This is a genomic window from Caballeronia sp. LjRoot31 (assembly GCF_964253885.1).
Classification (GTDB): Bacteria; Pseudomonadota; Gammaproteobacteria; order Burkholderiales; family Burkholderiaceae; genus Caballeronia.
Genome location: NZ_CAXURX020000003.1, coordinates 40,025 through 64,744, shown reverse-complemented (window position 1 = coordinate 64,744; position 24,720 = coordinate 40,025). Strand labels below are relative to the sequence as shown.

The 24,720-nt window shown below is 61.7% G+C and carries 20 protein-coding genes; 13 read left to right on the top strand and 7 right to left on the bottom strand.

Annotated features, from left to right (window positions below; genetic code table 11):
• Window positions 1-41: 41 nt before the first annotated feature.
• Window positions 42-3,647, bottom strand: a complete 3,606-nt coding sequence (locus tag ACSQ8V_RS29055; RefSeq protein ID WP_436208067.1) for an ABC transporter ATP-binding protein — start codon at window positions 3,645-3,647, stop codon at window positions 42-44.
• 98 nt (window positions 3,648-3,745) lie between these two features.
• Here ACSQ8V_RS29055 and ACSQ8V_RS29050 point away from each other — a divergent pair, with 98 nt between their 5' ends.
• Entirely contained in the window at window positions 3,746-4,693 is a 948-nt protein-coding gene (locus ACSQ8V_RS29050; protein WP_436185246.1) for a LysR substrate-binding domain-containing protein, read from the top strand.
• Window positions 4,694-4,717: 24 nt separating this feature from the next.
• Here ACSQ8V_RS29050 and ACSQ8V_RS29045 read toward each other — a convergent pair whose 3' ends face one another.
• The 6 genes from ACSQ8V_RS29045 to ACSQ8V_RS29020 form a co-directional block, all read right to left on the bottom strand.
• Window positions 4,718-5,965, bottom strand: a complete 1,248-nt coding sequence (locus ACSQ8V_RS29045) for an acyl-CoA dehydrogenase family protein (RefSeq protein ID WP_436208066.1) — start codon at window positions 5,963-5,965, stop codon at window positions 4,718-4,720.
• A gap of 166 nt (window positions 5,966-6,131) precedes the next feature.
• Window positions 6,132-7,526: an LLM class flavin-dependent oxidoreductase gene (locus tag ACSQ8V_RS29040; protein ID WP_436185244.1), complete on the bottom strand. Its 1,395-nt coding sequence runs from the start codon at window positions 7,524-7,526 to the stop codon at window positions 6,132-6,134.
• Window positions 7,523-9,250 carry a dipeptide ABC transporter ATP-binding protein gene (locus ACSQ8V_RS29035; RefSeq protein ID WP_436208065.1) on the bottom strand — a complete coding sequence of 576 codons (1,728 nt, stop codon included), beginning with the start codon at window positions 9,248-9,250 and terminating at the stop codon, window positions 7,523-7,525. The genes ACSQ8V_RS29040 and ACSQ8V_RS29035 overlap by 4 nt, the downstream gene beginning before the upstream one ends.
• 52 nt (window positions 9,251-9,302) lie before the next feature.
• Window positions 9,303-10,211, bottom strand: a complete 909-nt coding sequence (locus ACSQ8V_RS29030; protein ID WP_436185242.1) for an ABC transporter permease — start codon at window positions 10,209-10,211, stop codon at window positions 9,303-9,305.
• A gap of 26 nt (window positions 10,212-10,237) precedes the next feature.
• Window positions 10,238-11,185 carry an ABC transporter permease gene (locus ACSQ8V_RS29025; protein ID WP_436185241.1) on the bottom strand — a complete coding sequence of 316 codons (948 nt, stop codon included), beginning with the start codon at window positions 11,183-11,185 and terminating at the stop codon, window positions 10,238-10,240.
• Window positions 11,182-12,858 carry an ABC transporter substrate-binding protein gene (locus ACSQ8V_RS29020; protein WP_436208064.1) on the bottom strand — a complete coding sequence of 559 codons (1,677 nt, stop codon included), beginning with the start codon at window positions 12,856-12,858 and terminating at the stop codon, window positions 11,182-11,184. Before ACSQ8V_RS29020 ends, ACSQ8V_RS29025 begins: the two co-directional genes overlap by 4 nt.
• A 307-nt stretch (window positions 12,859-13,165) precedes the next feature.
• Here ACSQ8V_RS29020 and ACSQ8V_RS29015 point away from each other — a divergent pair, with 307 nt between their 5' ends.
• The 12 genes from ACSQ8V_RS29015 to ACSQ8V_RS28960 all read left to right on the top strand — a co-directional run bounded on the left by ACSQ8V_RS29015 (window position 13,166) and on the right by ACSQ8V_RS28960 (window position 24,638).
• A complete protein-coding gene (locus ACSQ8V_RS29015) occupies window positions 13,166-13,942 on the top strand; it encodes a GntR family transcriptional regulator (protein WP_436185239.1) in 777 nt (258 codons plus the stop codon).
• A complete protein-coding gene (locus ACSQ8V_RS29010; protein WP_436185238.1) occupies window positions 13,939-15,690 on the top strand; it encodes a fumarate reductase/succinate dehydrogenase flavoprotein subunit in 1,752 nt (583 codons plus the stop codon). The genes ACSQ8V_RS29015 and ACSQ8V_RS29010 overlap by 4 nt, the downstream gene beginning before the upstream one ends.
• 11 nt (window positions 15,691-15,701) lie before the next feature.
• On the top strand, window positions 15,702-15,947 hold the full coding sequence (locus ACSQ8V_RS29005; protein WP_213763804.1) for a 4Fe-4S dicluster domain-containing protein: 246 nt from the start codon (window positions 15,702-15,704) through the stop codon (window positions 15,945-15,947).
• A 49-nt stretch (window positions 15,948-15,996) separates the two neighbouring features.
• Window positions 15,997-17,433, top strand: coding sequence for an ABC transporter substrate-binding protein (locus ACSQ8V_RS29000; protein ID WP_436185237.1), 1,437 nt, complete (start codon window positions 15,997-15,999; stop codon window positions 17,431-17,433).
• A gap of 38 nt (window positions 17,434-17,471) precedes the next feature.
• Window positions 17,472-18,332, top strand: a complete 861-nt coding sequence (locus ACSQ8V_RS28995; protein ID WP_436185236.1) for an ABC transporter permease — start codon at window positions 17,472-17,474, stop codon at window positions 18,330-18,332.
• Complete coding sequence (locus ACSQ8V_RS28990; protein ID WP_436208063.1) at window positions 18,329-19,126, top strand: ABC transporter ATP-binding protein; 798 nt, start codon at window positions 18,329-18,331, stop codon at window positions 19,124-19,126. The genes ACSQ8V_RS28995 and ACSQ8V_RS28990 overlap by 4 nt, the downstream gene beginning before the upstream one ends.
• 65 nt (window positions 19,127-19,191) lie before the next feature.
• Window positions 19,192-20,187: a HEAT repeat domain-containing protein gene (locus tag ACSQ8V_RS28985; protein WP_436208062.1), complete on the top strand. Its 996-nt coding sequence runs from the start codon at window positions 19,192-19,194 to the stop codon at window positions 20,185-20,187.
• Window positions 20,184-20,474 (top strand): gamma-butyrobetaine hydroxylase-like domain-containing protein, encoded by a 291-nt coding sequence (locus ACSQ8V_RS28980; protein ID WP_436185233.1) that lies wholly within the window; start codon window positions 20,184-20,186, stop codon window positions 20,472-20,474. Before ACSQ8V_RS28985 ends, ACSQ8V_RS28980 begins: the two co-directional genes overlap by 4 nt.
• The gene (locus tag ACSQ8V_RS28975) at window positions 20,471-21,379 is read left to right on the top strand and encodes an ABC transporter ATP-binding protein (RefSeq protein WP_436208061.1); all 909 of its coding nucleotides are present in this window, start codon (window positions 20,471-20,473) and stop codon (window positions 21,377-21,379) included. Before ACSQ8V_RS28980 ends, ACSQ8V_RS28975 begins: the two co-directional genes overlap by 4 nt.
• A 90-nt stretch (window positions 21,380-21,469) precedes the next feature.
• Complete coding sequence (locus ACSQ8V_RS28970) at window positions 21,470-22,453, top strand: ABC transporter substrate-binding protein (RefSeq protein ID WP_436208060.1); 984 nt, start codon at window positions 21,470-21,472, stop codon at window positions 22,451-22,453.
• 16 nt (window positions 22,454-22,469) lie between these two features.
• Complete coding sequence (locus ACSQ8V_RS28965) at window positions 22,470-23,219, top strand: ABC transporter permease (protein ID WP_213763797.1); 750 nt, start codon at window positions 22,470-22,472, stop codon at window positions 23,217-23,219.
• A gap of 21 nt (window positions 23,220-23,240) precedes the next feature.
• Complete coding sequence (locus ACSQ8V_RS28960) at window positions 23,241-24,638, top strand: allophanate hydrolase (RefSeq protein WP_436208059.1); 1,398 nt, start codon at window positions 23,241-23,243, stop codon at window positions 24,636-24,638.
• Window positions 24,639-24,720: the final 82 nt, after the last annotated feature.

Sequence of the window (24,720 nt, the reverse complement as noted above, 5' to 3'; positions counted from 1 at the left end):
CATATCGCTATAAGCAGCCGTGGCGCCCAGGACCAATCGCCTCACGCGGACTGCTGCACGCCGTTGCCAACCTGTTGCCGGTTGACGAGCTGCGCATAGATCGAGTTATTGGCGAGCAGTTGCGCATGGGGTCCCACTTCAATGACCGAGCCCTGGTCCAGCACGATGATCAGATCGGCCTCGCGTACGGTCGCGAGACGATGCGCAATGATCAAAGTCGTGCGGTTGGCCATCAGGGTTTTCAGCGCGGCGTGTACCTGTGCTTCGCTGATGGCGTCCAGATGTGACGTTGCTTCATCCAGAACCAGTACCGGTGCATCCTTGAGAAAAGCCCGCGCGATGGCAACACGCTGACGCTGGCCTCCCGACAACTGGACGCCACGTTCACCGACCCGTGTGGCGAGTCCTTCCGGCAACGTTGCCACGAAGTCGGCAAGCGACGCTTGCGCCAACGCGAGTCGCAGCGCTTCCTCGCTGGCGTCGGGCCGGGCGAGACGGATGTTGGCCTCAAGCGTGTCGTTGAACAGATACGTGTCCTGTGACACGAGGGCAACGTGAGCGCGTAGCGAGTCGAGCCGCAAGCGCCGCAAGTCGACACCATCCACTTGCACCGAACCTGTATCCGGGTCCCAGAACCGCAACAGCAGATTTGCAATGGTGCTCTTGCCGGCGCCTGAGGCCCCCACAAGCGCCGCGGTAGAGCCGGCGCGCACGCGAAAAGACACGCCGTTCAATACGGGTTGCGTGCGCTCGGCGTAGGCGAAACGCGCGTCTTCAAAGCGAACCTCCGAACCACCCGGCGCTGCATGCAAGTCGAGGTCTCCGTCGAGTACCTGAACCGGCTCGTCATGCACGACCCTTAACCGCCTCGCCGACGCGATCGTATCGGCTAGTTGCCTGCCCACTTGCGCGATCTCCGCCACGGGCATGAAGGCCGCTATGGCGAGCAGAATCAGCATCGGCAGCCAGGCTGCGGAAAGCTGCCCGGCCGAGACCAGAAACGCGCCCCCTACCGCGATTGCCAATCCGCCGAGGCCGGTCGCGACATCCAGTAGCGCGGTTTGTCGAGCCAGATCCGCCAGCAACGCGAGCCGGGTCACGCTGTATTCGCGCGCCAGCGTCATGAACGCTTCTCGCCGGCGCCCGGTCGCCTGGAAGGCGAGCAGATCGGACAAACCCTGGATGGTCTCGGTCATATGCGCGCCGAGCAGGCCCAAGGATTCACGTGCCTTGCTGCCCAGCACATCGATACGGCTGCGCCCGCGCACCGGCGAAAGCATCGCGTATGCGAGGAACGGCAGCAGTGCGAGCGCAAGCGGCCAGGCTGCCAGCGCGAGGACGGCTATCACCGCGGCCGGGACCAGCACTGCGACGATCGCCGGGGCGACCGTATGCGCATAGAAATATTCGATGGTCTCAACGTCTTGCGTGGCCAACGTGACGAGGTCACCGGAGCGACGGCGGAGCAGGTAGCCGGGCGCGAGACGGTCAAGTTGGGCGAACAGGCGTATTCGCAGATCCGCGAGCAGCCGGTACGCCATGTCGTGTGCGAGCCAGGATTCAAGCCAGTGCAGAATGGCCGCCAGCGGGGCCACGAGCAGCAGCCACACCTCGATCGTCTGATGCGGGCTGCCGGCGCGCAGTGCGGCGACCAGCCATGCGCCCAGCACACCGACGCCGATGAAGGCCGTCACTCGCCCCACGCCCAATAGAATGGTCAGCACCAATCGTACTCGCCAGGGGTGGATCGCCGTGACCAGGGACGCCAGGGTCGCCTTCCAATCCAGGGTCTTCGCATCAGCATCCAGCTCGCGCGGACCTTGCACGGAGTCTTCTTCCGTCTCGCTCGTTAGCGCGGTTTTTGTTCCGGGCGCGCCTGCCTGAGGACCGGGTGCAGCGGCATCGGAGCGCAATGCAGATACATTGTGAGGCGTCGCTTGAGCCGCCATCAACCGGTGATACAGCCCGCTTCTTTTCATCAGTTCGTCGTGCGTACCACTCTCCGCGACAAGGCCATCGTCCAGCACCAGGATACGATCAGCGTCGATCACGCTCGACAGCCGGTGCGCGAGAATCAGCGTGGTACGGCCTTGCATCAGACGATCCAGCGCCCGTTGAATCAGCGCCTCGTTTTCCGCATCGACGGCGGAGAGCGCTTCATCCAATATGAGAATCGGGGCATCGCGCAGCAGCGCCCGGGCAATGGCAAGCCGTTGGCGCTGGCCGCCCGAAAGCTGAACACCGCGTTCGCCGATAGAGGTCTGATACCCGTCAGGCAGACTCGCGATAAAGTCGTGAGCGTAAGCTGCCCGCGCGGCCGCTTCTACTTCATCAGCGGTGGCGTCAGGGCGCCCGAGCCGAAGGTTTTCGTCGACGGTACCCGCGAACAGCATGGTGTCCTGCGCGACCACCGCAATCTTCGCGCGCAGCGCATCCGGGTCCAGCGACCGCACGTCCTGTCCTGCAATGCGGATGCTGCCGCCCTGCGGATCGTACTGACGCAGAAGCAGGCGAACGATCGACGACTTGCCTGCGCCGCTCGGCCCCACGATGCCGATGCGCTCGCCTGCCGCCACCGAGAATGTCAGTCCGCGGTGCGCGAGTCCCCGACCGCCGGCATAGGCGAAGCGTACGTTGTCGAAATCCAGCGACGAAGGGGCGTCGCGCAACGCGTCCGTGCCGGCTTCCGGCATGGGTGGGCTCGCCTCCAGCAGCGAGCGAATGCCCGCCGTCGCGGCCTGCCCGAGCATGCCCTGGTGCAAGACGCTGCGCAGGTCGCGCAGCGGCCGGAAAATCTCCGTACCCGCCATCAGGACGATCAGGAGCGTGGTCAGGCCCATCTCCCCGTGGGTCACGCGCCACGCGCCAAGAACGAGCGCCAGCGCGGCGCCCAGCGCTGCTCCAAGGTCAACGATGCCGCGTGTAAGAAGGCCCGCTGCGAGCACCCAGAAGGTGTTGTCGGAGACAGCGCGGGCCTGCGCGGCGAGGCGTTCGCCCCATACGCGGCTTTGCCCGAACGCTTTGAGCGTCGGCAGGCCCTGGACCGCGTCGAGAAATGTTTCACCGAACTCCTTGAATGCCTGGGCGCGCGCGAGGCTGGTGCGGCGTTCATGCATATGCACGGCGATCGGTCCGAACAACGCCACCAGCGCCGCAACCAGCAGCACGGCGGCCACGGGCAGATCCCAGAATGCGATGAAACCGAAGATGGCAAACGGCGCACAGAGGGCCACGGCCAGTTGCGGCAGATATTGCCCAAAGAAGGTCTGCAACTGCTCGACGCCGTCGATGACCGACAACATCACGCCGCCCGTACGTTGTTCGGCGAACCAGGCCGGCCCAAGCGCCACGATGCGGTCGTACAACTGGCCACGCAGGGTTTCCTGGGCTCGTGCTGCGGTGCGACAGGCGATGCCCGCACGCCAGTGATCCAGCAACGCGCGCAGCACGATAGCCGCCGCCACGGCGACCGAGGGTGCTATCCACGATTGCCACTGACTGCCTCGCAAGACCAGTGCGAGCAACTGGCCGAGAAACACAAAGCGTGCGATACCGGCCACCAGGGCCAGCAGCCCGACGACGATGCTGAGCACCATGTGCCCGCGTAGCCCTTTAGTCAGTTGCCAAAGGCGAAGATCGAAATACATCAGGGTGACTCCTCAAGGTATTGGATCATCGTGGCATGGACCCGCGCTGCGCGCGAGCGATGCTTTCTCAACCGGGGTTGAGCTAAACTTTACCCATCATGCCAAGACCCTCTCCGCACATTCCGCCTATTCCCCCGTTAGCCGCCCTGAAGGCGTTCGAAGCCGTGGCCAGACTTGGCAGCCTGAGCCGCGCGGCGGAAGAGCTCAACGTTACCAAGAGCGCCATCAGTCATCAATTGCGCGCGCTGGAATCCGCACTGGGTACAACGTTGATGCACCGTGGCGGTACGACTTCACGCGCGCAACCCACGTCCGCCGGGCAGGAGTTGCTGGCGGCTATTGAGGCCAGCCTGATTCCGCTGGGCGAAGCCTGCGAGCGGTTGACCATGCGGCGGCGCAAGCGTCGCCGCACGTTGACGGTCTCCGCCAATGCGCCATTTTCATCGCTGTGGCTCGCGCCTCATGTGGTTGAATTCTCGACGCGCTATCCGGAGATTGCGGTGAACCTGAGGGTGTTTGACGACGAGCCCGACTGGCAGAATGACACTATCGATATCGCGATTCTGCGCGTGCCGTTGACAAGCTCGTCAGGCGATGAGCCGGACCCGCACCCGGGCGATCGGGCGCTGGTCCGGGAGACCGTGTTCCCCGTGTGCAGCCCGCTGTTGATGGACCCACGGACCGCTACTGCGCAGACACTGACCGAGCATCGGCTGCTGCAGGAGGAACACCACGCATCGAGTCGTGAAATAGACTGGCAGACGTGGTTTGCGCTGCTCGGCGCGGGAGCGCTTCCAGAGCAGAACCTGGTCCGGTTGAGCAGTTTCAGCCCGATCATCGGCGCTGCGATTGCGGGGAAGGGTGTTGCGCTGGGCCGTTCACCGCTGATCGATTTTGACTTGGCCCACGGCCGTCTGGTTCGCCTGTTTCCGGAGCATGAATTACCGGGGTCGTGGCAGTTTGTTATTCGCCTCCATCCCCACCGCTCATCCGATCCGACGCTGATTCAGTTTCAGAATTTCATGCTTGAGCGCTCGGCGATCTGACATGGGCGGCGAGGTTCCGCTTCGTCAAAGCTCATCGAGCACGCCGAGATACGCGCGGCCGATGACCTCATGCGAGGCGTCGGCATTCGGCGGATGAAATGCGCCAGCGCGGACATCGCGATACAAACGCTCGAGTTCGTGCCGCCGCGACAAAGACGCCGCGCCCGCTATGCCCAGCGACAGGTTTACCACCCGCAGCGCGCCGTCCACGGCATGCTGTTTTGCTGCCAGCAATTTCGCGATCCAGAGTTCATCCTCGGCATAACCTTCCCACCACTGCGCCGCCACGCGCTCGATCAACGCTTCGATACTGTCGAGCTCGATCGCAGCTTCTGCCACCGCAGCTTGCGTGAACGGCTTATGCGCGTAGGTCTGCCCGTGCAGTGCCGCCGACTTGCGGTTGCGCGCTTCGCCTACGGCCAGGTTGAACGCGCGCTTCGCAATGCCGTAATACACCGCGCCGAGCCCTGGCAGCACTGCACCCAGGATGCCGTCCACGAACGGATCGTTGGGTATGCCGGCGGGCAGCACGCGCGTCACATGTTCCCGCGCTGCGATGGCTCCTTCAAGATAGGTATCGTCGCTGCGTGTGGCGCGCAACCCAAGAGCGTCCCAGGTCTGGACCGAGCGATGCCCCGGCGATTCGCGCCGGATAAACGCATGCACGATCTTCGGGTGCGCCGGATCGGAGTCATCCAGGCCATGCACGCCGAGCCAGTCCCATGCCGGTGCAAGCGAGGTCATGACCTTGTGGCCGTTGAAACGATAACTCCCGTCGGGTAGCGGCGTCGCCGTGACGAAGGAATGAGCCAGGCCCAGGTCGTTGCCGGGTTCGCCATGTCCGGCGGCGAACACCTTGCCGGCGCTGGCTTCTTCGAGTATCCATTGCGCGGAGGTATCGCCCTTGCGTAACAGATGAAGCGCGGTACCGATCCAGTATTGATGCATGTTCAACGCGAGGGCGGTCGCCGGCGCGCGATAAGCGAGGCGGACTTGTTCTCGCAGCAACTCCGGTAGCGTGAGGCCGAGCCCACCCAGTGAAACAGGAACGGCGGCGTGGAGAAAGCCGGCGCGTTGCAGGTCGTCGAGGTCTTCGGTGAAGAAGCGGTTTTCTCGGTCATAGCCGGCGGCGCGTTCGCCGATGCGCGCGAGCAACGCGTCGCTGAGTAATGGGGCGCGGGGGGCGCGAGGGGTACGGGACGTTACGGACCCTTTTGCCTGAGCAGTCCGTGAAACGGGCAACGCGTCGACTTCGCTTGGAACGTTTGACATCCAGCGGCTCCTTATATGAACCATTGCGTTCAGCGATTATGGCGACGCGCTGGATGAGCGCGCCACCATCAATTGATGATTTGCAAATCAGGATGTCTGCTGGACGGTACTCGATCTGGTTTTGCCTTCGGGTTTCGGTTATGACGGCGACTATCGGCGTGCAGGTTCAGGACACCGCCTCCACATTCCTCGATGAAAACGTCCGTACCGCCGAGCGTGTAACGCGTGCCGGATGATGGTCGGGTAAGTAAGGCCCGTGTCCCTGAATCTTCTCGCGCAAGGTCCCGGGCGCGTATTCTTTCTGCATCAGGCCACGCCTTTGCAGCACGGGCACCACATGGTCGACGAATTCGCTCCACCAGCCCAGGGTCGTCACCGGCACCACGTTGAATCCGTCCACACCGGCGTCGGCATAGCGCTGGACTTCATCGGCGATCTGTTCCGGCGTGCCGGCAAAACGGCCGGACACGGTCTCGCGCAACAACTCGCCGAATGTCACCACATGGTCCGGCGCGGCCTCGATGAAAGCCCGCACGTTGCCGCGCACGTGGTTCGTCAGCAGCAGTTCGGAAATGGGCCGTGCGGGGTCGATGTTCGACAGGTCCACGCCAAGACCGCCGCTCCAGAACGACTGCAATGCTTCCACGCTCAGCCACTCTTTCAGTTCGCGACGGCGCGCGAGCGCTTCGGCTTCGGTGGAACCAATAACCGGCGCAAGCGACACGATGATCTTCAGCTCGTCCTCGGCACGACCGAAGGCACGCGCGCGTGCCCGCAGATCGGCAGCCGTCAGGGCGGCGCTTTCAGGTGTGCGCGAGGCAATGAACGTGGCTTCGGCATGGCGTGCCGCAAACGAGCGCCCGGCTTCTGATCCCCCGGCCTGGAACAGGAGCGGTGTGCGTTGCGGCGAAGGTTCGGAGAGGTGAGGTCCCTCGACCGAGTAACGCTGCCCGCGATGATGGATCTTATGCACCTTGGCGGGATCGGCGAATACTCCTCGCTCCGGGTCCGTCACTAGCGCATCGTCTTCCCAGCTTGCCTCCCAAAGCTTGTAGGCAACATCGGCATATTCCTCCGCCCAGCGGTAGCGTTCATCGTGTTCCGTCAACGCGCTTTGCCCATGATTGCGGGCGGCGTTATCGAGGTATGACGTGACGATGTTCCATGCCACGCGCCCGTCCGTCATATGGTCGAGCGTGGACATCTTGCGGGCGAAATCGAAGGGATGATCCTGGATGACGGAGCTGGTGACCGCAAAGCCCAGGTGCTCGGTCACCGCGCCCAATGCCGAGACGAGGCTGGCCGGGTCGAGGCTCGGAAACTGCATCGCTGTGCGAATCGAGGTGTCGCCGCTGCCGCGGAATTTATCGTAGACGCCCACTACATCGGCGAGGAATACGGTATCGAACTTGCCGCGCTCGACCGTGCGCGCAAGATCCAGCCAGGGTTGCAGCCGCTTGTAGTCGAGCTGGATGCGGCCTTCGGGGTGACGCCAGTAGCCGTGGCTGTGGTGATTGGGCGTGACATGTGTGAAGGCGTTGTAGATCAGGCGTCGCGTCATGGCGTGAACTCTGCGGCAGGGGCATTCTGGGTCGAGCCGGCGCCTGACGGCTTGCGCGACGGCGAAGGCAAGGACAGCACGGCGTCGATCAGGGTGCGGGTGGAAGATTTGCGTGCATTGGCGTTGAGATCAGCGGCATTGAAGGTCTCGATGATCCGGCCGTTCTCCATCACCGCCACGCGGTCGCACATGAATTCGATCACCGGCAAGCTATGGCCGATGAACAGATAGGTCAGATCGAGGGTCTGTCGAAGTTCGAGCAACAGGTTGAGTATGTCCGCCTGAATCGATACATCGAGCGCGGAAGTCGGTTCATCGAGCACAATGAATTCGGGCTTTACAACCAACGCCCGGGCGATCCCGATCCGCTGCCGCTGCCCGCCGGAAAACGCGTGGGGAAAGCGCCGGAGATGCTCGGCTTTCAGCCCGACGCGCTCAATGGCTTCAACGGCAAGTTCGTAAGCGTGAGCCTGGTCGCGGGCCGCGCCGAGCCGCAGCGCCGGGTCGCAAAGTTGCTCGCCGATCGTGCGGCGCGGATTAAGCGATGACGTACTGTCCTGGAACACGAACTGAAAGCGTTGACGGAAGCGCCGTAGTGCGACGGCGTCGAACTGTGCCAGGTCAGCGCCCGCAAAGTGCACGCTGCCGCCAGTCGATGCAAGCAGGTGCGCGACCAGGCGCGCCAGTGTCGACTTGCCGGAACCCGATGTCCCGATCAGGCCAAAGATCTCGCCACGGCGGACTTCGAAATGGACGTCGCTTACAGCATCGAGTGTGCGCACACGCGAACGCAGCCATGATCTTTCAATAACAAATGTTCTGGACAGTCCCTCGACTTTCAGCAACGTCTCAGACGTGCGTGGCTTCGAAACAGTCGATCCCGAGGCTTCGCTACCAGCGCTTTCCCCAAGCCGTCGTGCAGGCGATGGGTCCAGGCGCCGCAGCCCCAGTTCCGGCACCGCTGCAATAAGTTTCGCCGTGTACGGATGGCGAGGCGCGGTCAGCACTTGTGCTGTTGGCCCATGTTCAACGATCCGCCCGGCCTTCATTACGGCCACCCGATCGCTCAGGTATGACACCACGCCGAAGTCATGCGTGATGATAAGAATGGCCATTCCGAACTCACGGTTCAGACTCTTCAGCAGCGCGAGAATTTCCTTCTGAAGCGTGGCGTCGAGCGCGGTAGTCGGTTCGTCGGCAATCAGCAGACGGGGTTGACCCATCGCCGCCATTGCGATCATCACGCGCTGCCGCATCCCGCCGCTCAGCTCATGCGGCCATGCGTGCAAGACCCGTTTTGTATCGGCGATACCCACGCGCTGGAGCCACGTGGCCGCTTGCTCAAGCGCCTCGGCCTGGCTGACATGTCGACGATGCCGTGCGACCTCCTGAAGCTGCGCGCCCACCCTGAACGACGGATCGAGTGAACTGAGCGGGTTTTGAAAGACCATCGCGATGCCGTTGCCACGAACTTGTTCGAGTGCGGCTTCCGGCATGCCCAACAGCGCGCTCCCTTCGAACTCAACCGTTCCGCGCACGCTCGCTTCACGCGGCAGAAGGCCGGCAATGGCTGCCGCCGTGACGCTCTTGCCCGAACCGGATTCCCCGACCAGCGCGACGATTTCTCCCGCTTCGATACTGAGGTCCAGACCGCGCACGGCGCTTTCAAGGCCGCGTCGTCCAGTGAAATCCACCTTCAGTTGTTCAATCTTCAGCAGTGGCACATGGATCTCCGCAAGGGCGTGTGACGGTTAAGCGGGTTCGTTCAAGGACCGGTCAATCGCGTGGATCAAGCACATCGCGCAGACCGTCCCCGAACCAGTTGAACGCAAGCGCGAAGGCGACGATCACCAGCGCGGGAAGGGTTGCCACATGACCGCCGCCGAGTAGCATCACTCGAGCGCCTTCGCCGACCATGCGGCCCCAATCAGCCGTGGGCGGCTGTACGCCAAGCCCTAGAAAGCTCAGGCCCGCGAGGAACACGATCATTCCGCCGATCAGCGTCGTGCCATACACCACTACCGACGTCAGCACGTTCGGCAGGATCTCTCGCGAGACGATCTCGAAGGACGATGCACCCAGCGCACGCGCAGCCTCCACATACTCCTTATCCCGCTCTGCCCGCACTTCGGCATAGACCACCCGCGTGACATAGGGCAGCGCGCAGAACAGCACGGTCGCGGTCACCGTAAAGATGCCCGGTCCGAACGTCGTGGCGAGATTGATCGCAAACAGGATCATCGGAAACGCAAACAGGATGTCGATGAAGCGCATGACGACCGCACTCGCACGGCTTCGTGAATAGCCGGCGTACAGACCAAGCAGGAGACCGAGCACGCAGGCTCCGAGCACGGCGGGGATCACCACGACGAGCGACGTCCTGCCGCCCCAGATCAGGCGGCTCAGCATGTCGCGTCCTTGAGCGTCGAGGCCAAGGAGGTGCCCCGGTGTGCCGATGCCGCCAAGGCGCAGCACCGGGTCGGCGGCGTTCGGGTCATAGGGCGCGAGCCAGGGTGCAGCTGCCGAAACGGCGAAGACCAGCAGGATGAAAATCAGTCCACCGAACGCAAGTCCATTCGATGCCAGTCGCGTGGCGGCTTCGCTCATGCGCGACGGCGCGAGCCGCTCGCACGCGCTGCAGCTCTCGGCGTATGCTTTTTCCCGAACCAGTTCTGACGGTGGCATCGAGTAGTTCCTATGGAAGATCTGCGTTAAGCGCCAAGGCGCGGGTTGAGCAGGTCGAGCGCGATGTCGGTCACAAGATTCACGCCCACAAAACATGCTGCGATCAGCATCACGCCAGCTTGCGTCATTGGATAGTCCCGGCCGGCTGCTGCCACATAGAGTTGCGAACCCAGGCCGGGCCACGCGAACACGTTTTCCACAAGAATCACGCCGCTCAGCAAATAGCCTATCTGCAGGCCGGTGACGTTGATCACCGGACTAAGCAGGTTGCGTCCCATGTGACGCCGCAGAATCCGGGCGCGTGAAAATCCCAGCGATCGATAGGTCCTGATGTAATCCGCCCCTGCGATGTCGATCACGCTTGCCCTGACTAGCCGCGCAAGAATGAGCATCGAAATGAGCGCCGCCGAAAACGCCGGCAGGAGGAGATGGCGCAGCAAGTCCGGCAGGCCGCCGTCGCCACGCATGTCCGCAATGCCGGATGACGGCAGCCAGTGAAGCTTGAGCGCGAACAGCCACATCAGCACGAGTCCGAGCCAGAATACCGGCATGTTGTGGCCAATCTGAATCACGAACATGGAGACGGAATCGCCCTTTGATCCTCGATTCAAACCGGACACCACGCCCACGGCGACACCGAACACGACGCAGATCAGCGTTGCTGCGGCGGTGAGGATCGCGGTATTGATGAACGCGCGGCCGAGTACGTCCATGACCGGCACCTTGAGGACGATGGAGTCGCCCCAATGGCCGCTCAGCAAATGCGACAGCCAGATGAAGTACTGCGTAACCAGCGGCCGGTCGAAGCCGTATTCATGCCGAAGGGCGTCAATGGACGATTGCGGCATCTGCCCCGTGAGCGCGTTCGAGATCGGATCGCCCGGGGCCAGATGCGCCGAAAGAAACACCAGCACCGAGATGGTCAGGAAGACCGGAATGGCCTGCGCCAGGCGACTGATGATGGTGCGCGTCATGTTGACAGCCACACGTGGCTCAGGTCGTACCAATTCTGCGCCGGCACGTTAAAGCCCCTGACCTTGGGGCTGGTAGAAAAGTAACGGGTGAACGAAAGCAGCGGCACGACACCGGCCTGCTTCTGCAGCAAGCCATTGGCGCTCTTCCATAGAGGGATCGCGCGGGCCTCGTCGGGTTCTACTGACGCCACGTCGATCGATGCCGCCAGTTCCGGCCCAAGCAGGTCCTTGCCGCCGCGCGCCACAACATACCCTTGATACACAATACGCAGCCACAGAGGGGTGACGAAGCCCCATTCCATGCTGGCGAGCGCGATGTCGTCGGACAGGTGCGGGAGATTGGACGTATAGGTCAGCCACTCCTGCGAGAGGATCTTCACGTTGATGCCGACCTTCGCGAGATCGCGCTGTATCCATTCGATGCTCGGTTGATTCGCCTCGTCGGTCGCAATGGTGAAGCTGATGTCGCCATCCTTGAAGCCCGCTTCGCTCAACAGCCGGCGCGCAGCATCGGGATCGTAGGCGAAGTCCTTCTGGGCAGGATCGTAGGCGGTGTTGCCGGGGTTAAGAATGTTGTACGACGCAATGGCGTGACCTTTGAAGAGCGTTTTGGCGAGCCCTTCGCGATCAATCGACTGAATGATCGCCTGCCGGACGCGCACATCTTGTGCGAACTTGTTCTTGAAATTCCAGCCTAGATAAAGCAATCCCGCGCCCGTGCCCTCGGGCACGGCATAGCCGTTCGAGGACAACGGCTGAACCGCGTCGGCCGGCGTGCGGGTAAGGATGTCGATTTCACCCGCCTGGAGCGCGGCGAGGCGCGTGGAGTCGTCAATGATGGGCCGGAATACAATTTTGTCGAGGTAGGGACGTGACCCCCAGTACTGTTCGTGACGCGCCAGTTCGGTCTTTTCCCCGTGAACTCGTGTGACCAGCTTGAACGGCCCTGTGCCTGAAGCATGTTCGGCAAGACCATCCTGGCCCCAGGTCTTCAGCGCCTCGGGACTAAAGATCCCTGACACGTAATTGCCTTGCGGCAGCATGCGCGGAAAGTCGCGAAACGGTTTGTTGAAGACGTAGCGCACGGTGTAATCATCGACCACGTCAAAGGACTTCAGATCGCCGTACACCGCTTTCATGAAGGCGTTAGCCTTGACGTCGTAGTACTCGAAGCTCTTGTCATGGAAGCGGCGCACGTTGAACTCCACGGCGTGCGCATCGAACTGAGCGCCATCGTGGAATTTCACGCCGCGGCGCAGCTTGAACGTGAACGTGGTCGCGTCATCGCTGACCTGCCAGCTTTCAGCCAGCGCCGGAATCAGAGGCGGCGGCCCATCGGAGGAGGGTCTGCTGAGATCTTCGCCTATCAGCGACTCGTAGATATGCCGGTCTACCCGGTACGTTTCCCAGGAGTATTGATGATTGGGATCAAAGACGGTCGGCTCCTGATACTCGCCCACGACAAGTGTGCCGCCCACCCGAGGCGTGCCGTCCGATGCAGCATGAATGAGCGCCGCCGGATTGACTGAACCTTGCGTACCATGCCTGCTGATCAGCCCATAGCCGATCGCACCGACACCCAGTAACGCGCCGCCAACAATGAAGCTCCGACGTCCGGTCGATTTTCGTTTTTGGTCCGGTGGCGGCGAATCCTTGGGATGACTATCTGACATCTGCTGATTCCTTCTATTTTTTTGATGGAGCGCGGACACGCCGTGCCGGTGTCTGCTTGAAAGGCGGTTCCGTCAACGTGACGATGCGCAACGATGCGCGACGGATGACAAACGTAAACCCTACGGTTCACATGGACGTATCGCAACGAAGGATTCGTGCGAAAGATATGACGCTCGTGGCGCGACCGCTGTGCTGAAAGCTCTGCTGAAAATCAGCCACTCTGCTTTGATCGATATCAGAAAATCTTCGTTGGTCGGATTTATCGGCGTGTTTAGACTCCGTTTCATCTTGTCATAACAAGTTGAAATGACTGCTCCCACTGCCACCTTGTTGCCGCTGTCCGCCGCCCCGCTCTATGCCCGGTTAAAGGAAGTGCTGCGCGCTCGCATCCTTGATGGGACGTACGCGCCGCATGGGCAGATGCCATCCGAGCACGAGCTCTGCGCAATGTTCGAGGTCAGCCGCATCACCGTGCGTCAGGCGCTTGGCGACCTGCAGAAAGAGGGCTTGCTGTTCAAGATCCATGGCAAGGGAACTTTCGTTTCCAAGCCGAAAGCCTTTCAGAACGTAACGTCGCTACAAGGCTTTGCAGAGGCGATGTCATCGATGGGATATGAAATCGTCAACCAGTTGCGCACGTTCAGGGTGATCAAGGCTGACCGCCACGTTGCAAGCCGCCTGAATGTTGCCGAGGGCTCGGGGGTAGTCGAAATCCATCGGGTGCGGCTGCTCAACCGGGCGCCCGTGTCGCTGGAAATTACCTACGTTCCGGAGGCGCTCGAAAAGCGTCTGGCCAATGCCGACCTCGTGACCCGCGACATCTTTTTGATCCTTGAGAACGACTGTGGACTTTCGCTCGGCCACGCCGATGTATCGATCGACGCGATTCTCGCCGATGACGAAATCGGCGCCGCGCTGCAGGTAGAGGAGGGCAGTCCGGTGCTGCGGATCGAACGCCTCACGCACTGCGCTGACGGCACGCCTATCGACTATGAATACCTTTATTTTCGCGGCGATGCATTCCAGTACCGGATGCGTATCGACCGGGAAAAGAAACGCAGGAATGCGAGGAAAGCGCGATGAATACACATGTTCTCGAATACGACGTCGTGGTGGTGGGAGGCGGAACAGCCGGACCCATGGCCGCGGTCAAAGCGAAGGAACGCGATCCCTCGCTCAGGGTGTTGCTGCTGGAGAAAGCAAACGTCAAGCGTAGCGGCGCAATTTCCATGGGCATGGACGGTCTCAACAACGCGATTGTTCCCGGGCACGCAACGCCTGAGCAATATACGCGGGAGATCACGATCGCGAACGACGGTATTGTCGACCAGTCAGCGGTGTACGCCTATGCGCGGCATAGCTTCAAGACGATCGAGGAACTGGATCGCTGGGGTGTGAAATTCGAGAAGGACAGTACTGGCGACTACGCTGTCAAGAAGGTGCATCACATGGGTTCCTATGTGCTGCCCATGCCGGAAGGGCACAGCATCAAGAAAGTACTTTATCGTCAGCTCAAGCGTTCCCGGGTCGCCATTACCAACCGGATTGTCGCGACACGCCTCCTGACCGATGCAACGGGACGCGTCTGCGGCGTAATGGGTTTCGACTGCCGCACCGCCGACTTTTATATCGTGCGCGCGAAGGCCGTGATCCTGAGTTGTGGCGCCGCAGGCCGGCTGGGGTTGCCGGCGTCGGGATACCTGATGGGCACTTATGAAAACCCGACCAACGCAGGTGACGGTTATGCCATGGCCTATCACGCCGGCGCCGCGCTTTCCAACCTTGAGTGTTTCCAGATCAACCCTTTAATCAAGGACTATAACGGTCCGGCTTGCGCTTATGTGACCGGACCGCTTGGCGGCTTCACGGCGAATGGCAAGGGCGAACGCTTTATTGAATGCGACTACTGGAGCGGTCAGATGATGTGGGAGTTCTACCAGGAACTGCAAAGCGGCAATGGGCCGGTGTTCCTGAAGCTCGATCATCTGGCGGAAGAAACGATCAAGACGATCGAAGACATCCTTCATACCAACGAGCGTCCGAGCCGGGGGCGTTTCCATGCGGGACGAGGCACTGACTACCGGCAGCAGATGGTCGAGATGCACATCTCGGAGATCGGCTTTTGCAGCGGCCACAGCGCGTCGGGCGTGTATGTCAACGAGCGCGCGGAGACCACGGTGGCGGGTTTATATGCAGCGGGCGACATGGCTGCGGTGCCGCACAACTACATGCTTGGCGCGTTCACTTATGGCTGGTTCGCGGGATGGAACGCGGCCGGCGATGTCGCAGGCCGCGAGTTTTCACCGCTCGACGACGAACAGATAGCGGCAGAGCGTCAACGCATCTACGCACCGCTCGAACGCGAATCGGGGCTTGCCCCGGCGCAGGTCGAATACAAGTTGCGGCGCATGGTGAACGATTATCTGCAACCGCCCAAGGTCACGCGAAAGATGGAGATCGGGCTGCAGCGGTTCGAGGAAATCAGCGCCGATATCGATGAGATGAAAGCCGATAACCCGCACGAACTGATGCGCGCCGCAGAAGTGCGAGCCATCAGGGACTGCGCGGAAATGGCCGCACGTGCGTCGCTCTTCAGGACCGAGAGCCGCTGGGGGCTTTATCACCACCGGGTGGATTATCCGCAGCGTAACGACAGCGAGTGGTTCTGCCATACGCACCTCTTCAAGGATCAGTTCGGCAGGATGACGAGCGCGAAACGCGCGGTCGAGCCCTATGTGCTTCCGCTCGACAACGACGAAAGCGATGCCTATCAAAAGTTGCGCATTGGCGAGCGTGTGTCCGTGCCCGCAGCCGTGCCGGAATCCGCCTGAACGGAGTCTCCATGTCCTATACGTCTCATGAAATTTTCCAGCGAAGCTCGGCGCCTGTCACCGTCGACGAAGACAAATGTATCGCTGACAAGGGCTGCACCGTCTGTGTGGATGTCTGTCCGCTCGACTTGCTGGCGATCGACCTCTCGAAGGGCAAGGCCTTCATGAAGTTCGATGAATGCTGGTACTGCATGCCGTGCGAACAGGATTGCCCGACCGGTGCGGTCAAGGTAGAGATTCCTTATTTGCTGCGCTGACGCGGCGTTCAGATTCGCGGCGTAGTCACTATCTACTCGGGGTTGAGTAATGAACATTCGGAATATTCGAAAACTGCTTCGGGCTTCCACGGCGTTAGGCATCGTCATGGCGTCATTGAGCGCCGCGCAGGCGGAAACGATCCGCGTGGCTATCGGCACGCAGGACACCACGATCAACTGCGCGACCGGCGGTCTCATGATCCGGGAGCTGCATCTGCTCGATAAGTATCTTCCGCACGACGGCAAATACAAGGACGTCCAGTACGACATCCAGTGGAAGGACTTCACATCCGGCGCGCCGCTGACTAATGAAATGGTCGCGGGCAAACTCGATTTCGGCGCGATGGCGGATTTTCCTGGCACGCTCAACGCGGCGGCATTCAAGAAAGCCGGCAAGCGGAGTGAGTTCATCACGGTTCTGTCGGGGAGCATCGAGGGCAGCGGCAATGGCATTGTCGTCCCGATCGGGTCCCCGATTCATTCCTTGGCCGACCTGAAGGGCAAGACAATCTCGGTGCCGTTCGCATCGACCGCGCATAGCATGTTGCTGCGCGCTATCAAGGCGCAAGGCTGGGATCCTGAGACCGACGTCAACATCATCACGCAAGCGCCGGAAGTGGCGGGCAGTGCGCTCAAGGCGCACAAGATTGACGCGCATGCCGACTTTGTGCCGTTCGCCGACCTGTTTCCGTATCGCGGCTTCGCGACCAAGATCTATGACGGTTCGCAAAGCCACGCACCGACTTTTCATGGTGCGCTCGTCGACGCGGACTACGCAAAGAAGTACCCGGAAATTGTCGTTGCCTATTTGCGCGCGACCATTGAGGCGAATCGCCTGATGGCGCAGGACCCGGAAAAGTACAGCCTGCTGATAGAGAAAGTGACGGGCATTGAAGCGCCGGTCGATTACCTGTATCACGGGCCGCTCGGCTTGCAGACCCGCGACCTGACCTGGAAGCCGGAGTATCGGCAGGCCGTGGCGAGCGCGATCGACACACTCAAGCTGCTGAAAAAGACGGACGTCGAGCTCGATGCGAACAGCATCATTGACGACCACTTTATCCGCGAGGCGTTCAAGCAGTCCGGCCTCGACTACGACGCCGCGCTCAAGAACTACGCGAAGCAGCCGTTGACGGCCAATGACGCGCAAACGGGCAAGAGAATCACCGATTTCAATGACGTTGCTCAAGTGTGGGTCGAAGGTGAAGACGCCGTTCGCAGTTACGCGCAACCGCAAGAAGCTCTCACTGCGCAGGAAGCGTTGACGAAACAGGGCAAGACCGTGCGCGCGGTGTTTGTGCAGGATCACACGAGCGGGCTGAAGCTGTTGGCGGGCCAAGCCTGGTATGTCCGCTCAGGCACCGGGCAGATTGCGGCTTTCCTGCTGCGCGCCAGTGCGGACGATTACGCGAAAAAGGTCAGTGGCCAAGTCTCGGACTATGCATCGGTTCGCGCTGGTGCGGCTCAGGCCGTGGCCGCACGCTGACGCGCAGCAGGTTCGACGCCTTCTACAGGAAATCGATAATGGCCACTTCGCTCGAAAGCATCGAAAGCCGCGACTTGCCGGCGCTTGACGGACAACGTTCGTCGGCGGTGTTGACGCGCACGCCTGTCAGCCGTTCGATCTGGCGTTGCGCGTCACTTGTCGCCTGCCTCGGCCTGTGGCAGATCGCTACGCAGTACAAGGTCTCGCTCGGCTTCGTGACAATGGCGAATGTGCCCGCACCGACGGAGGTCGCACAGGCGTTCTGGCATCTGCTGCATTCACCCAAGCTGCCGATGCACCTCTTCGCCAGCATCATGCGGGTGCTGGTCGGATTCAGCGCGGCGGCTTTGGTTGGGATCGGCTTTGGCCTGGCCATCGGACGGTATCGCGCGTTCGAAGATACAGTGCTGCCGTCGCTGGAAGTGCTGCGGCCCATTCCCGCTGTTGCATGGATTCCGCTGGCGATCCTGATGTTTCCGTCGTCGGAGGTGAGCATGATGTTCATCACGTTCATCGGCGCGCTGTTTCCTATTCTGCTCAATACCATTCACGGCGTGGAAGGCGTCGATCCACGCCTGGTCGCCACCGCGCGAAGCCTTGGCACGCGCCGCCTCGCCCTGTTCAGCGAAGTGATCCTGCCCGGCGCGGCGCCGGCGATCCTGACCGGTTTGTCGATCGGCATGGGCACTGCGTGGTTTTGCCTGATCACGGCCGAGATGATCGCGGGGCAGTACGGGATCGGCTATTTCACGTGGGAGTCGTACACCTTGCAGAACTACGCCGATATCGTCGTCGGCATGCTGCTGATCGGCGCGCTTGGCATGGGCAGCAGCGTGCTTGTCAAAAGGCTCGGACTGATGCTGATGCCGTGGCATCGGCTGAGCGAGGCACGTCGATGAGTATCGCGGTAACCGAGGTGTCGACCGAGGCCACCCTGGGCCGTGTGGACGTGCGTTCGCTAAGCGTTGAGGTGGGGTTGCCGAGCGAACGATTGACGGCGCTCGATCGCCTCGATTTCACCGTCGAGCCGGGTGAATTCGTCTGCGTGCTCGGACCGTCAGGTTGTGGCAAGTCGACCTTGCTGGGCGCTATCGCGGGACATGTGGTGTCCACCCGTGGCGAGATCGCGGTGGATGGCGAACGGGTCGAAGGGCCGCATCGAAACCGTGGTCTTGTGTTTCAGCAGCACACGTTGTTTCCGTGGAAGCGGGTGATCGACAACGTTGCGTTCGGACTGAAGATGAGCGGGCTCGGTCTCGCGGAGCGGCATCGCGAGGCACGTGCGCTGCTCGAACTCGTCGGCCTGCAGGGATTCGAAGCGCGTTATCCGGCGCAACTGTCGGGCGGCATGCAACAGCGGGTGGAAATTGCACGCGCGCTGATCAATCGGCCGCGCATCCTGCTGATGGACGAACCGTTCGGTGCACTCGACGCACAGACACGCCGGATGATGCAGAGCCTGCTGCTTGATGTGTGGGCGCGTATGCGCACGACCGTGATGTTCGTGACTCACGATATAGACGAGGCATTGTTCCTGGCCGATCGCATTCTGGTGCTGTCACGACGGCCCGCGCGAATCGTCGCCGATATCGTGGTGCCACTTTCCCGTCCACGCGATGATGAAAGCACGGTGGCGGCGGAGTTCGTCGACATCAAGCGCCGTTGCCTTGCACTGCTGCGCGAGACGACATGAAATTGCGCGCCACGCCATTCTGAATATTCATTGCTTCAATCGCTCATTTGACAACCCATCCACTCATGACTGTTTTCTCTCCGCTGACCTTCGACCCGGACGCGCTCGATCCCGAAGCAGCGGCCGTGCTGCCGCGCCTGTCCAGCGCCGACCCCGTGGTTCGCCGCATCGCGCTCCTTGAACTCGCGGATCTGGAGGACGAGAATCTCTTGCCGCCGATCGTCCATGCACTGCGTCATGACGATTCGGCTGATGTCCGCCGGGAGGCCGCGCGTGTGCTGGCGGCCTGGGAAGGGGCGGAGGTTGTCGACGCGCTGTGCCGTTCCCTTCTCGACGCCGATGAAACGGTGCGCCTTGCTGCCGCTCAAAGCCTCTCGGAACTCAAGGAAGCAACGTCCGGCCACGTGTTGCTTGAATGGGTCGCCAATCCCGACCCGTTCGTGCAGGCCGCGATACTCCGCGCATTGCGTGAATTGCGCCTGTCCGATGCACTGGACCCCGCCATGCGAGCACTCTCGCATCCGCTTGCGTCGGTGCGCCTGGAGGCCGTCGGCGTCGCAGGCTGGCTCAAGGACGAGCGCGCACTTGCGCAACTCGCGCAAGTGGCCGCAGGCGATACCGATCCCGATGTGCGCCGGGCCGCAGTGGGGTCGTTAGGACTGGGCTCGGAGCCGGCGCAAGCCATTGTCGACGCGTTGCTCAGTGCGTTGCGCGACGACGCGTGGCAAGTGCGTGAGGAAGCCGCCGCGACACTGGGCAAGCTGCGCGCGGGCCAGGCACGCGACGCGTTGATCGCGTCGCTCGACGATCCTTACTGGCAGGTGAGGTTGAAGTCCGCGCGAGCGCTCGGACGGTTGCGTGACCCGGGCGCGGGAACGGCGCTTGCCCGGCTGCTGTCGCACTCCATCAGCAATCTTCGCAAGGAAGCGGCGCTTGCACTCGGCGAGCTCGGCGACCGTGGTTTGCTGCCGGCCCTGCAAGCTGCCCAAGGCGACCCGGACCCGGAAGTACGCAAGGCCATTCGCATCGCGTTGCAACAGATCGAAGGTCTTGCAGCATGAACGTACCCGAACGCATCGACCTGGACTCGCGCGCCCATACCCTGACGCTGCACTGGCCCGGCGCGCGGGCCCAGTGCGTCAGTCACGCGGCCTTGCGCCGTGCATGCCCTTGCGCCGCGTGCCGCCGTATTCGCCTCGCCGCGAGTTCCGTGCAGGCAGCCGAGGACGTCGCAATCGTGGACATTCATTCGATGGCTTATGGCGTGCAGATCATCTTCAGCGACGGTCACGCGCAGGGAATTTTTCCTTGGCCGTTTCTCGAAGCGCTTGGGGCGGTTGCGGCATGACACAGGCCCTCGGACACCTTAGGGTCGACCGGCTCTCGGTCGAATTCGCGCACCGCGCGGGACGCTGGCCGTGGCAGCGCGCAGGCGTAGCGACGCGAGTGCTCGACGACGTTTCGATCGAAGTCGCACCCGGCGAATTCGTCGTCGTGGTGGGGCCCTCAGGGTGCGGCAAGTCTTCGCTGCTCAACGCGGTCGCCGGATTTCAGGCGCCAGCATCAGGCAGCGTCACCATCGACGGTCAGCGTGTGATATCGCCGGGAGCCGACCGGGGCGTCGTGTTCCAGCAATATTCGCTGTTCCCCTGGATGACCGTACGTTCGAATGTCGAGTACGGCCTCAAGCTGAAAGGCGTGCCGTCGGCGCAACGCCGTGACCGCGCCCGCTCGTTACTGGCGATGGCCGGGTTGTCGAACATCGAAACGTATTTCCCCGAGCAGCTTTCGGGCGGCATGAAGCAGCGCGTGGGCATCCTGCGCGCGCTGGCGACCACACCACGCATCCTGTTGATGGACGAGCCGTTCGGCGCCCTCGACGCGCAGACCCGCACGATCATGCAGCAGTTGCTGACGACCATGTGGCGCAGCCTGAACTTGTCGGTGCTGTTCATCACGCACGATATTGACGAAGCGGTGTTTCTGGCCGATCGCATTTATGTCATGACGGCTCGTCCCGGACACATCAAGGAGATCGTGCCGGTGCCGCTTGCCCGCCCACGCAGCGAAGCTACGATGGAGTCGATGGAGTTCTTTTCGATCCGGTCCCGGCTCCTTTCGCTGATTCGGGAGGAGAGTCAGAAAGCATTCGATACAGAAGCTCAGGCATTGCCGCCAGGAAGGGCGGCCGGCGAGGGCGGTGATGTCGGCGAGGCAAGTCTTCCGTCTGTCCTGACAACGACGCTTGACTGAAAAGCCATTTTTGGCGGCAAGTGCTTGCAGTTCCGCTTTAAAGCAACGACACCTTGACACGTTTGCCAATGCCATCGGGAAATTATAATTATGCTTAGTATCACAAAACAATTGTTCGTTTCGGGAATTCTGATCACCGCGCTGCAGGCAACGGGCAACGCGGCCGAAACCGTTCGGCTTGCGCAAAATCTGGCCCCCATATCCGGCCTCGTGATTATCGCGCAGGAACAACATTTCTTCGAAAAGAACGGACTCGATGTTCAGGTCAGCAACTTCAGCAGCGGCCGGCAGGCACTGGAAACCGTGCTTGGAAATGGCGCAGATGTGGCCACCACTGCCGAAGCGCCGATTACGGCGGCGGCACTCGCCGACCAGAAGATCGCAGTGCTCGCAAGGATGGAATACTCCGACGACAAGACACTCACTCGCAGCGCCGCGCGGATCACAACGCCGGCCGATCTCAAGGGCAAGCGCATCGGGTTTTCGGCGGGTACGGGCAGCGAAATCTATACGGGCATGTTGCTCAAGCGCGCAGGACTGACTCCCGCGCAGGTTCAACTGGTGAACTTGCGCCCGCAGGACATGCCGGCCGCGCTCGCCGGCGGCAGTATTGACGCTTACAACAGTTGGGAGCCGTTCATCGCGAACGGCAAGAAAGCGCTCGGCGACGAGGCCCGGGAGCTTCCGGCCAAAGGCGTTTATGCCGAGACGTTCAACCTTGTTGTCCAGCAAACTTATTTGCAGGCACATCCCGCAACTGTGGTCGCGTTTTTGCGCTCGGTCGTCGAGGCCGAAACGTGGCTGAAGGCGCATCCCGACGACGCCATCACTACTATCGCGCAGGCGACCCATATGGAGCGTGCCGATCTTGCCTCGATCTGGCATGACTATGTGTTTGATGTGGTGCTCGACCAGCGTACGCTCGACACGCTCACGCAACACGCGCAATGGCGCTTGGCGAGCGGCAACGCGCCGGCCGGGGCGACGCTCCCGGATTTCCGCCGCATTATTTTCAGTGCGCCGCTGGCTCAGGTGGACAAGGCGCGGGTACGGTTGCCCGCAGCGTCGGACTAGGCCGCGGATAACCAGCATGAAACACGCTCCATTTGTCGCGAAACTGCTTTCGCTGCCGTTATTCCTGCTGTTATGGCAGGCGCTGTGCCAGGCGCATCTCGTCAATCCTCTGCTGTTTCCTCCGCCTACGCGCGTGATCGCCGCGTTATACCGCTATCTCGGCGCAAAGGAAGGATGGGTTGATATTGGTGCGAGCGTCGAGCGGGCAGTTATCGGCTACGCGGCCGGTGCCCTGGTCGGCATCGCAATCGGATTACTTAGTGGTTCGAACCGTGTTGCGGCGGGTTTGCTCACGCCCGTGTTCCAATTGCTGCGCCCGATCCCGCCAATCGCATTCGTGCCGATTGTGATCGTCTGGTTCGGACTGAGCGAACTGGGCAAGTGGTTCCTCGTATTCTGGGGCGTGTTTTTCACCGTGTGGCTTGCCACGCATCTCGGTTTGCAACGGGCAAATCCTACGTATGTGCGCGCGGCGCAGGCGCTGGGTGCGACTCGCCGCCAGTTGTTGTGGACCGTGCAGTTGCCCGACGCACTGCCGTTTGTGTTCGTCGGGTTACGCACCGCGATCACGATCGCTTTTTATGCGCTGGTATCGGCGGAACTGGCGGGCGCGTACGCGGGCGTCGCCTACCGTCTTGAGATCACACAACAGAACCTGCAGATCGCCACGATGATGGCGGGGTTGCTGGTCTTGGGCTTTTTATCATCGCTGGCGGATCGTCTGTTCGAGATGATTTCGCGCCGTGTCGTTCACTGGTCCTCCTGACTCTTCCCGATCCAAGCCTTTATGCAATCTTCGCCACTGAGCCTCGATTTCAACAGCCTGAAGCGCGCCTATGCCGATGGTTCCTGGACGCCGTCGAGCGTAATCGATGAGGTCTATCGACGGCTCGCGCATCGTACCGGCGATCACGTCTGGACCCATGTCGTGTCGCGCGAGGTCGCATTGGCCGCAGCGGCCCGGCTCGAACGATTGGGGAACGGCGGTTCGAGCTTGCCGTTGTACGGCATCCCGTTCGGGCTGAAAGACAACATCGATGCAGCCGGATTGCCGACGACCGCGGGATGCCCCGCGTTCGGCTACGAAGCCACACAGTCGGCGGCTGTTGTCGAGCGCCTGGAGGCCGCCGGCGCCATCCTGATCGGCAAGCAGAACATGGATCAGTTCGCCACGGGTTTGGTCGGCATCCGCTCATTGTCAGGCTACTGTCGCAATCCATTCGACTCCCGCTACATCCCGGGTGGCTCGAGTTCTGGCTCGGCGGTCGCGGTCAGCACGGGCCAGGTCTCGTTTTCGATCGGGTCGGACACCGGTGGCTCGGGGCGCGTTCCAGCGGCACTGAATAACATCGTCGGGTTGAAGCCGACGCCGGGGCTCGTCAGCATGCGCGGATTTGTCTATTGCAACCGTAGTTTCGATGTCGCTCCGGTATTCGCGCTCACCGTGCAGGACGCCTCCGATGTGCTCGACGTCATTGCCGGATACGATCCGACGGACCCGTTCTCGGCCGACCATCCAACAACCATATTGCATCGTAGAACACCGCCCTTGCGCTTCGGTGTGCCACACGCTGAAGACCTGAAATTCTTCGGCAATGATGCGGCCCGTTCGTCGTATCTTGCGTCGCTCGACGTGCTTCGCTCGCTGGGGGCGCAAGAAGTCCGGATCGACTACAAACCGTTCGTCGACGCTGGCCGGCTTGTGTTCGGGAGCGCGTTCATCGCTGAGCGCTGGCTTACCTATCACGATGTGATTTCGCGCTATCCCGACGCGGTTCACCCGGCGGTGCGCGCGTCGATCGACGCGGCGAAAAACTACAACGCCGCCGATGCATTCCAGGCGCTCTACACGCAACGAACGCTGACGCGCTACGCAGCGCAGCTTTTTCAAACTGTCGATTTTCTTGCGCTGCCTACTGTCCCCACCATTTACCGTTGCGATGACGTTGAACGCGATCCACAACGCCTGAATGCGAACATGGGGTATTACACGTACTTCGCGAATCCGCTCAACCTGGCGGCACTGAGCGTGCCGTCCGGTTTTACGCCGGACGGCTTGCCTTTCGGCTTGTCCCTGGTTGGCCCCGCATTTAGCGAACGCGCGCTGGTATCGACTGGGCGTGAAATCGAAATGGCCATCGCGGGCTCGCTTGGAGCGACCGGTTTGCGCGTGACGCCCGATTAACGCGATCCTCACACGCTTCTTTTCCAGAGAATGTCAGCCCGAATTTCCCCTCGCATCGGTCTCGCGATAAAGCCCATTAGCC